This window comes from Pseudomonas sp. AC136, from assembly GCF_979258585.1.
The window spans coordinates 1513146-1524491 of sequence record NZ_OZ409865.1; the positions used below are offsets into that span (position 1 = coordinate 1513146).

Consider the following 11346-nt stretch of genomic DNA (forward strand, 5'->3'; position numbering starts at 1 on the left):
TGGGCGTCTCGTTCGGCAGCGGTGGGAAGGCTGCAAAACTACGGCGCGCAAGCGGGGGCAGCTGCCGGGCGGGGCCGGAGGTGCCGTGTGACGGGGCGGAAAAAAGCTGGGGTTTGTTCGCTGTTAAAGGCCGTTCTTCTTTAGGCGGGCGTGGGATCGTGGTGTGCAGGGATCGCGGCTGAAGCCGCTCCTACACCATCAACTGTAGGAGCGGCTTTAGCCGCGATGCTTTGGGGACGATGAGGATGAGGCGCTCGGCTTCGCTCCCCCCGCCCCCTAGGTGCGAGAGGGGCCAGGGGTGAGGGTTTTGCGGTTGCCGCCCAAGTGCCCCTCTCCCGCCCTTCGGGCACCCTCTCCCGCTTGCGGGCGAGGGGATCGGTCGGCCACCGCGTTCCAGCTTCGCTCCGTTCTCAATATTTCCCCACCGCGTTAAAGAACCAGCCCTGGCTGCGATAGGACAAGTCGGTCAGGTCATCGCTGAAGTCGCTGAAGTTGTAGCCCACGCCGGCTTTGAAGTGGTTGCCGAAGTGGCGATAAACGCCCACCAGCATGCCGGTGCGGCTGTCTTCGGCGGCGAATTCGTCGCGGCGGCGGACTTCGGCCATCAGGTCCCATTTTTTCACGACGTGCCAGTCCACCCGCGCGGCGACCAATTGCCCGCGGCTGTCGAACCAGTCGGCAGACGTGTCGCGGCTCATGCGCAGTTCGCTCAGGCGGTAGGCGTATTTGCCGCCCACGCTCCAGCGTTCGGTCAGGTCGTAGATGCCGTCGATGGCGAATACGTGGCTGCGCTGGGCGTAGTCCACGGACGTGCCGGTGGCGGTCGACACTTGGTCGGGCGGCGGCAGGTCGGCCAGGTAGGTGTATTTGGTCAGCAGGTTGAGCTTGTCGTTAAACACCGGGCGGTACGCGTAGCCCAGGGACGCTTCGACGAAGTCGCCGTTGAAGTAGTCGCCACGGTCGGAGTTGCCGACGGAGAAGTCCAACTTGCCGATAAAGCGCCAGTCCGGGTTGACCTTGTAGCTGATGTTGTTGCGCATCAGCCACACGCTGAGGTCTTGCACGTCGCTGCTGTCTTCGCGGTATTCCAGGCGGCTGGCGTAGCGCAAGTCGCCGTTGCTGTAGCCGACCTTGCCGCCAATGGCGCGGCGTTTCAGGGCGTAGTCGGTCTCTTCGTTGAAGGTGCCGAATTCGGTGGTTACGCCGTAGCTCCAGTGGTCGTCCGGGGCGAAGTCCAGGCCGTAGCCTTGAATCACGCCGGCCTGGTCGCCGTGTTGCACGCGCTGTTCGGCGTACACGCTGGTGGTGTCGGTCCAGCGCGAACGGGCGCCGGAGACGAACTGGCCGGTGCGGCCGCTGCTGTCCAGGCCGCTGCGGCTGGCGAAACCGTCGTCGCTGCGGTCGCTGTCGAGCTGGTAGTTGAGGTAGACGTTGGTGCGGTCCGAGGCGTCGTAGCCCACGCCCGCTTTGGCACCCAGGCCCAGGTTGCCGCCAGACAATTCGCCGTTCAGCGACGTGCGTTCGTTCAGGCGATAGTCGCCGCCCACGCCGAGGCGGTTGTTGGCTTGACGGGTGCCGTCGCGGGTCAGCGTGCCTTGGCCAAAGCCGTACACCGACCAGTCTTCCTGGGCGTGGTACAGGGCCTGGAACAGCGCGTCGTTGCGCTCGCCTTCGTCGTAGCTGCCGTTGTCGTAACCGGCGTAGGTGCCGGTGTACAGGTTGCGGTAGGCGCCGCCGTAGGTTTGCCGGTCATTGCGCATGCCGCCCGACAGACGCCAGGCGTCGCTCAGGTCGTAGGCCAGTTGCGCTTCGGCGGCGCGGCGTGAGCGGCCGCCGTCTTCTTCGGTTTCGTCGGCTTTTACCGTCACCTCGGTTTTTTCGTTCAGCGGCGCGGTGTAGCTGCCGCCCACCTGATCGGTGGCCAGTTCGGACAAACGCCCCGGTGCCGAGAAGCCGGCGTCGCGGTTTTCGAAGTAGAAGGTGCCGCGCCCTTCGGCGTCGTCGACCACGTCTTTGAGGTCGAACGCGGTTTCCACGCGGTTGGCGCGAGCGCGGGAGTCGGTACCGGCCACTTGCTGACCAAAGCCGAAACCGCCGTCGTAGGAGAAGCGCTGGTCGAGGCTGTCGCCTTCGCTTTGTGCCGATTCCAGTTTCAGCCAGGTGCCTTCGCTGTGGCGCAGCAACAGGTCGCCGCCGCCAAGGGTCTGGTCTTCGCGGCCGGTCTGTTCTTGCATGCTGCCGGTTACGCCGACGCGCACGTTGTCGTTCACCCAGTAGGCGGCGCGACCACCGTAGGCGAGGTCGTCGAGCTGTTCCAGGCCCGGCGAGTATTCGTAGCCGACCACCAGGAACACCGGGTTGCCGGACAGGCTGCCGCCGGAGCGAATCAGCGTGCTGCCATCGGCGGTGGCCGACAGCGGCTGGGTGAGGATGACCCGGCCTTGCAGCGCGTTCACGTCATAGTCGATGCCGGCGGAAAGGTCCTGGCTATGCAGCACCAGCCCGGAGTCTTTGTCGCGTACTTCGATGCGTACACGCTCGCTGCCTTCGGTGAGGTCTTGGTGACGGAGGTAGTACAACGAGCCACCGGTGCCACGGAAGTCTTCACGGGCCGAGGCGGTGCCGGGTTCGGCGGCGAAGCCTTCGATCTGCGCGCGGCGTTCGCCAAAAGCGGTGAAGGCGTCGTCGCGGTAGCGCACCTGCGCACCGTAGAGGCTGCGGTCGATCTGGGTCAGTTCGGTGTCGCGAATCTGCTCGCGGAAGTTACCCCACATGGCATGGGACTTCTCGTCCTCCACCTTGACGTAGAACTTGCCACGGGTCGGCGCGTCTTCGACCAGCGTCGAGTCGTCGCCGAAGGTGGCCCAGCCTTTGTCCGAGTCGGAGGTCATGCGGCGCAGGAATTCGCGCGGGTCTTTGTCGTTGAAGTTGCTGAACAGGCTGTCGGCGGGCGCTTCGCCGGTGTCGACGCTGCCGGTCACGGTGTATTTATCGTCCACCTTGCCTTTGGTGTAGAACGCCAGGCGGCCGTCGGCGTAGAGCTTGTCGTCGTAGTAGCGGTCTTCCTGAGTGACTACTCGGGCCGGGCCGCTGGTGTCTTGCTGGCCGACGGTGAAGTCGGCGATGGCCACCGTGAACCAGTCGTCTTGCGGCAGGCGCAGGTCGCGGCGGTAGATGCGGCCTTTGCCCTGGTCATCGAGCACGGCTACTTCCACGGTGTGCAAACCGCGCGGAATGATCTGGGCGCTGGCAAAGGTACCGTTGCTGTCGACCGGCACCGGACGGCCCATGACGAACACGTGCTGGCCGTCTTTTACCTGCTTGCCGTTGAGCGTAACGGTGCCGCCGGCCACTGGAATGTTGTGGCGCTGCAAACGGTTGCCGCCGTAGCCGGCCAACAGGTCGGCGGCCACGTCTTCGGGTTTTTCCTTGGGCAACTCGCCACGGCTCACGGCCAACAATTGCGTGCTGGTTTCGTCGAAACGACCGGCTTCGTCGTACACGCGCAGTTCGTAGTAAACGTGTTCCGGTGCGCCTTCGGGCGGCGTCCAGGTGCCGTTCAGTTCCGGGTCCAGAGCCACGGTCTCAAGCAGTTGCGCCTCGTCGAACAGGCGACGCTTGCCGAGAATGCGCACCTCGGCACGTTTGATCCAGTGCAGGTAGTTGCTGTAGCCGCTGAAGGTCATCGGCTCGCCAATACGTGCCACCCGTGCGCCAGACACCACGTTCAGGCGTGGCTTGGCCGACAGGTTGTCGAAGCGCACTTGCAGCAGGTCTTGCGCCAGGGCCACGTCGACGCAGCGCTGCGTGTCGGCGCTGCCGGGCTGGGTGCCGTCTTGCGGCTGGCCGTCGACGCTGATGCTAAACGGCGTCATCGCGGCCGGTGCCACGCTGCCCGGCGCGCAGGCTTGCGGTTTGGCTGGCGTGCTAACGAGCGCTTCGTCGTACCAGATTTCCACTTCCACACGGCGGTTCAAGGTCCAGGCTTGCGGGCTGTCGCCGGTAATCAGCGGCTGAGTGGCGCCGCGGCTGTCGAGCTGAATCTGTTCGGGTTTGAGCTTCAGGCGCTCGCGGAATACCTCGGCCACTTCACGGGCGCGCTGCAGGCCAAGGCCCTGGTTGTCCTGATAGATGGCCTGGCTACGTTGCGACAGGTGCTGCGGGTCGGTGTGGCCGACCAGGCGCACGCGCAGGTTGCGTTTGCCAACCAAATGGTCGAGGTGTTTTTGCAGGGCGTCGCTGTCACGCTCCGGCACGGCCGAACGGCCCGAGGCGAAACGCACTACGGGCAAGCCTTCACGCAGCACCACCGCGCTAACGGTTTCGTCGCTGATGTTGACGATCTGATCGCGGTCGCCCAGGGCACCGTCGAGTTGCCAGAGAATCAGTTTCTCGCGCGGCAATTCGCGCTCGGCGTTGGCCGGCAGTGCCGGCAAACCACCCGGCGTGAACGGCCGGCTTTGCACCAGCGATTCATCTTCCATCGCCCCGCGTGGCCCATGCAGGCCGCAGCCTTTGTTCAGGGCACATTGTTTGCCATCCACTTGCTCGGCCACGGCCAGCGCCAAGGGGTTCAGGGTCAAGGCGGCGATGCCGCATACCCACAATTTACGCATGCTCATCGGATCACCTCCACGCTATCAGTCGCCGGTACGATTTCTTCCTCCAGTTGCAGGTCGTAGCAGCAGTCGTGGGGCTCCCAATGGGCTTTGATCCAGTCCTTCACATAGTCGACACGGGCACGGGCATCGCTCACTTCACCGTCTACCGGCATGCGGTAGGCGATTCGCAGAATCGAGGGCTGTGCGTACAGCAATGGCAGTACTTCATCGAGCCGCGCCAGGTACTGCGCGGTCAGTTTGTTGCTGGCGTCGAAGGCCTCGCTGTTGAGGTCCAGACGCACCACGCGGTGCACGCTGGCGCCGAAGTTGGCTTTCACCAGACGGCCTTGAGTCATGCGCACGACGCGCGGGTTTTCGGTGGTGATGCGGTAGCCGGTTGGCAGGGTGCGTTCGTCCACTTTCAGAATGAAGTTGCTGCCACGCATTTCGCTCGGCACGTCGGCGCAGGCGATGTGGTAACGGCCGAATTCATCGGTGGTAATCAGCCAGCCTTTCGGGGTGGCCAGGCGCACGCCAGGAATGCCGGGCTCGCCTTCGTCCTGGTAGCCGTTGCGGTTTTTGTCGTCGAACACTTTGCCGATCAGGTCGGAGCAGTCGAACGTCGGGTCGGCCACCACGCGCACGCTGGCGGTGGCGACGTTGGATACCCGCGCGTTGGCCGACAGGTTCAGCGCCCACGTCTGGTTCACGTATTCGTTGAAGCCCACGCCCGAACCGACCACCAGCAGCACCTTGATGCTGACCACCTGGCCGCCGTTGAGGGTGCGCGCCGGCCAGCGCAGGCGTCGCCCTTCCACTTCTGGTTCAGTCGGAACGCCGTCCACTTGTGCGGAGTTTTTGATGTATTTGAAGCCCGGCGGAATCTGGTCTTCGATGGCGATATTGGCCAGCGCGCTGGACAGCGTGTTACGCGCGGTCAGCACATAGGGCACCAGCTCGCCACGGCTGACGTTCACTTTTGGCGTGTTCTTGGTCATCACAATCGCGCCACCCAGAATCGGGTCGAGCGGAATGTGGTTGTTGATCACGTCATCGGAACTGCCGCTCAAGCGGAAGGCCAGGTAGTACTGGGTGGTGCCGCTGCCAACCGGCAGGCCGGCGGCCGAGGCCGGGCAGGCGTCCGGGTTATGGGCAGGAATGCCGGGGCCGGGGGCCGTGGCGCCGTTTTGTACCAGCGTCGGCGCGCCGTTGTTGGTGGCGACCAGCGTGGCCTGGCAGCGTGGAATCAATGCCGACGGCTGTTGCAGGTAGCCGGCCGGTGGCGTTACTTCCAGTTGGTAGTTACCGGCCGGTGCGGCCGGGGTCAGGAAGAACTGGTAGAAGCCATCGCTGCCGGTGCTCTGCACGGCGCTGGCGTTGCCGCCCACCAGATGCACGGCCGGGTTGAAGCCGCTCGGGCCGATGATGCGCACCACGGCGCCGCCAACCGGTTCGCGGGTCACGGCGTCGTAGACCACGCCGGACGGATCGACCGGCAGGTTCTGTTCAACGATTTGCGCGCCGCCCGTCACCACGATATCGATGGTGCGGTTGGCCGGGTTCACCGTGCCGTTTACCGCGCCGTTCGGGTCTTGCGCCACCGGCGTGCCATACGGCGCGCGGCTCACGGGGTGGAAGAACGACAGGCTGTAGGCGCCCGGCAACAAGGTCAGTTGGTAGGAACCATCGTTGGCCGTGGTCGCGGTGGCGAGCACCTGACCGCCCGCGTTGCGCGCCTCCACCAGCCAGCCTTCCAGGCCTCGCTCGTTGGCGTTTTGTTGCTCGTCGCGGCTGACCGATTCAAACCACACCTTGCCCGACACGCTGGCACTGGTGGCTGCGCCGTCGCGCTCGCCGAACAGGTAGCCGACCACATCGGCGCCGTTGATTTGCACGGCGCTGATGGCATCGCTGCCGACGCCGCCAGGTGCACCACCGCCGCTGCCGGCGGTGTCGCGACCATCCTGATAGGCCGCAGGTTGGGTTTCGTTGACGCGGTAGGTGCCGTTGGGCAACCCGTCGAAGTGATAGGTGCCATCGGCCGCCGTCACGGTGGTGCAGGCGCTCAGGGGCAACAAGGTGCCGCAAATGGCGGTGCCGTCTGCGGTGGTGCCGCTGAGGGTGACGGTCACGCCGGGAATGCCCTGCTCGTCCGGTTCGCGGCTGCCGTTGTCGTTGTTGTCCAGGTACACCAGGCCCGACAGGCTGAAGCCGGTTTCGGCGAAGTCATAGGCGGTGCCGTCTTCATCGGGCGCCACCACAATGGCGCTGATGCGGTCGCTGCCGCCGGGGTTGTTGGTCGCGGTGCCGCCCAGGCTGCCGGCGTGTTCGCGGCCGTCGGCAAAGGCGTTCAGCGGCGCGCTGTTGTTGGCTTGCTGGGTCAGGGTGTAACCGCTGGCATCGCTGGCCGGCAGGGTGAACAGGTACGCGCCGGTAGCATCGGTTTGTACGGTGCAGGTGGTTTGCACGGTGCACACGTCTACGCCGTTCAGGGTGTTGCCAGACAGGCTGATGCTCACGCCTTGAATGCCCTTCTCGCCCGCTTCGCAAATGCCGTTGTCGTTAGCGTCTACGCACACGCGGCCGGCCAGGCTGGCGCTGACCAACTCGCCGAACAGGTAACCAGTGGCGGCTTCTTCGCGGCCCAGGGCAACGGCGCGCACTTCGTCGGTGCTGCCGGTTTGCACATGGGTGCCGCCGGCGGTGCCAACGGTGTCACGACCATCGAAGTAGCCGGTGGGCAGCACTTCGGTGACGGTGTAACCAGCGGCGTCCGCCGAGTTGAGGTTGTCGAAAATGAAGCTGCCGTTGGCGATGGTTTGCACGGTCACGTCGACGGCGTTGCCGTAGGCGTCGTTACCGGTCAGGCGCACGGCGGCGTTGGGAATCGGGTTTTCGCCCGCGCCAAACGCGCCGTCGTTGTTGCCGTCGACAAACACCGTGCCGGCGATGCTGGATTTGATCACCCGCACAGTGCCGCAGGCGCTGACGTTGTTGCCCGACACCGGGTCGATCTGGTCGGTGGTGGCGGTGGCGCAGGTTTGCGCGGTGCCGCCGGTGGGGTAGCTGATAAAGCGAACGGGCGCGGTGACGATGGGTTTGGCGCCCGCTGTCACGGTGCCGAAATCACACGCCAAGGCCTGGCCGGTGACGGTGCAGGTGCCGCTGGTGTTATCGACGGTGTTGGTCCAAGTCACCGGCGAGCCGCTGATGTATTCCATCTCGGACGGCAGCGTGCTGCTGAGGTCGGTTTGCCCGGAGGTGCCCGGCCCGTTGTTGTCCACTTCGAAGCGCCAGTTGAACGGCTCGCGCACCTCCACCGGGCCTTGGTTCGGCACGCTGATGGCGATGTCGGAACGCACGCGGATGGTGGTGGTTTCGGTGTCGGCGTCGTCGGCCGGGTTGGTGTCGTTTTCGTTGGTGAACACTTCGGCGCGGGTGCTGACGGTGTAGCCGCTGGTGTCCGGAATGGTCAGGGCGCGGAAGGTCAGGTAGCGCGAAATGCTGGCGCCGGTGGCCAGTTGCGCATCGCTGCCGGTGAATACGCAGTTCACGGTCATCGTCGCCGGGCCGGTGACGCTGCTGCCCACTTGGTCACAAATGCCCAGGTCGGCGCCTCCCGCTGCCGTGGCGATGCCGTTGAAGCGCATGGTTTTGCCGGCCGGTGGCGTCATGGCGTAGCTGAAGCGCAAACCGGTGGCCAGCGACGGGCCCTGGTTGGTGATGCGCGCCAGGTAGTCGATGTCGTTGTTGGCGTTGTTGCCGCCGCTGGTGGGATCAAAACCCAGCGGGTCGGGGCCGGCTGGCGCGTTGTCGTTGGTGACGATCAACACGTTAAGCGCGGCGTTGCTGACGGTCAGGCTGGCGCTGGCGAAGTTGCCTTGTGTGCCACGGGTGACCGAGGCGTCGGTGCCGATGTCGCCGGTTACGCCGGTCAGGTCTTCAGCGGTGGTGGTGCTGTATACGCGCGCCTGGTTGGTCAGCGTCGCGCTGCCTTGCGAACCGCTTTGCCAGTTGGGGCGAACCACCACGCTGATGGTGCGTTGCTCGCCCGCTGGCAAGGTGAAGTTGCTGCACGTAAGCGTTTGCGTGCCGGCGTTGCTGTACGAGGTGTTGGCAGTCAGGCCGGAACAGGTGCCGCCGCCTGTGGCGCTGGCAGAAATAAAGGTGAAGCCCGGCGCGCCGTTGCCAATCAGGAAGTCATCTTTGACCACCACGTTCTGCGCGGTGCTTGGGCCGACGTTGCGGAAGGTCAGGGTGTAGGTAGCGTTGGTGCCCGCTTCCAGCGTGGTGGGCGTTACCACTTTGGACACCATGTTCAGGTCGGCAATCGGCTGAATGCGCACATCCACCGAGGCCACGTTGTTGCCGCGATTCGGGTCGCCCTGGCTGGTGGAATACACCGAGGCCTGGTTGGTGAAGTCACCGTCGTTAAGGGCGCGAGCCATGGGGATGCTGACGGTAACGGTGTCGCCGGTTTTCAGCACGCCGCCGTTCTGGTCACAGCTGACCAGGCCGCTGCCGTTTACGGCGCAGGCAAAGGTGGCGGTCGAACCGTTGGTGTTGCTGACCACTGAAGTGACGGTGCCCACCACCGTGCCGGTGCGGTAGGCCGGCAGTTGGTCGCGCACTTGCAGGTCAACGGCGTCGATGGGGTTGCTGTTGCTGTCGCCCAGGTTGCGCACCACCAAGCTGTAGGTCAGTGCGTTTTCGGTGTTGAGCAAGGTGACGCGGTTGCCCGGCGCCGTGGTGGTGTTGGACGGCGTGGTTACCGACTTGGCGATGGCCAGGTCCACCGATGCAGTGGCCGCCGTGGCGGTGACCGACGCGGAAATCACGCCGATGCTGTTCCATTGGCCGGGATGGGCGATGGTGGCGGAGTTGCTCAGCACGCCGGCCTGTTCGGCGCGGGTGATGATCACCAGTGGGTTGTTGTCGGCGTTGCGCACAGGAATCGGCGCGGTGTTGGTACAGGCCACCGAGGTACGGCCCGCGCTCGGCACGCCCGGTTGCGCGGTGCAATTCCAGGGGCCGCTGGCGCTGACGAAGGTTTCCTGGTTGTCGTTGAGCACGTCGGTCAGCGTTACGGTGCCGGTTTGCGCGGCGTACGGACCCTGCACGTTGGTCACGCGCAAGGTGCTGGTCATGTTGGTGCCGATGGCTACCGGGTTCGGGGCTTTGGTTTTGGTGAAGGCCAAGTCCACAGCGTTGTCGGGGCTGACCAGCAGCGGACGGGTGGCCGTGTTGTTGCTCGGCAGCGGATCAACCGGGCCGGCCGCGCCGCCGGTGATCACCGCGCGGTTGTCGTTCGGGCCGCTGTAAGACGTCGGCGTGGCGTCGTTCGGCGCAGTGGCCGTTACGGTAATGGTGTTGCTGCGCCCGCTGGCGTAGCTGCCGGAGAACGGGCAGGTCAGCAGTTGGCCGCTCCAGGTGCAGGCGCCCCACCCTGCCCCGCTTGGCGTGGCGGTACCGGGGGTGAAACCGGCCGGCAGCTGGAAGGTGACGTTAAGGCCATCGGTGGCCGGGCTCGGGCCGGCGTTCACGGCGGTGAGCACGTAGGTCACGGTTTCGCCCGGTTCAACGGGAGACGGCGACGGCACGGCCTGGGTGATTTGCAGATCGGCGCCGGGGCTGACGCTGACGCTGGCGCTGCTGCTGTTGTTGTTGCCGTTCGGGTCGGCGGTGGCGGAGCTAATGGTGCCGCTTACCGACACGTTGCCGCTGGTGACCGAGTTGGACAGCCGCGTGACAATCGACAGCGGCGGGTAGTTGCCGCCCGACGCCAGACTCAGCGGCCGCAAGCAACTCACCACTTGGCCGTTGATGGCGCAGCCCCAGCCGCTGCCCGACGCGGACTGGTAAGTCAGCGTGGCCGGCAAGGTGGTGGTGAAGGTCTGGTTAGTGGCGGCGTCGGGGCCGGCGTTGCCGCCGTTGACGGTCCAGGTGATGTCGCTGCCGCCAGGAGCGCTTGCCGGGCCGGTGACCACGGCCGACAAGTCGGCGCCATTGTTGATGGTGGCGCTGCAGGTTTGCTGGTTGTTGGCCGGGTTCGGGTCGGTGTCGCCGGAGCCTGCGGTGAACACGGCGTTGCTGCTGATGCTCGGGCCCGTGGGCGCCGAGGTGCGCAGTTGCAGGCGCACGGTGCCGCTGGACGCCCCGGCAAGCGTTGGAAATGCGCACGTCACTTCGCCAGGCGTGGCGCCGTCATGGGTACAGCCAGCCGAGGCCGAACCCGGCACATAGCTGGCGGTGGCCGGCAACGGAATACGAATGGACGCGCCGCTGGCAGCCGCCGACGAGCCGTTCTCATAGTTCAGGTCGACGGTGACCACGCCACCGCGAATGCCGGGGTTGGGGCTGGTCAAACATTGCGTCAGGCTCAAATCGGTGGTGGCCGCCTGCGCCGCCCCGGTCATAGCCCAAACGGTTGCCAACACGGCGCCGTATAAGCGCTTCCTGCGAATCAAACCCGACACAACGCGACTCTCCCTATGGTGCCAAACGGGCCTTCTGCGCTTTGCAAAGCAAAACGCTCCTAGAGCCGGGCGGCAGATGCCGCAGCCCTGAAGGTCATTACGGTGGCGTCAAAAAAGTGCGGCGAAGATCGGCGAACGCAGACCCGCGAACAAGCCGCGAACCGGCAACTGAACGGTGCGCAAAAACGCACGGGCGTCCGGGCCGGCAAAGGTCGTTAAGGGAAGGGAGTCAGGGTTGAAACACGGCAAAGCGCCGGCACGTATGGGCG

2 protein-coding genes are annotated in these 11346 nt (G+C 65.3%); both read right to left on the minus strand.

Annotation, left to right across the window (positions count from 1 at the left end):
* Positions 1-410: 410 nt before the first annotated feature.
* Entirely contained in the window at positions 411-4622 is a 4212-nt protein-coding gene (locus tag ACZZZU_RS06750) for an OmpA family protein (RefSeq protein WP_463550159.1), read from the minus strand.
* Complete coding sequence (locus ACZZZU_RS06755) at positions 4619-11077, minus strand: SdrD B-like domain-containing protein (protein WP_463550160.1); 6459 nt, start codon at positions 11075-11077, stop codon at positions 4619-4621. The genes ACZZZU_RS06750 and ACZZZU_RS06755 overlap by 4 nt, the downstream gene beginning before the upstream one ends.
* Positions 11078-11346: the final 269 nt, after the last annotated feature.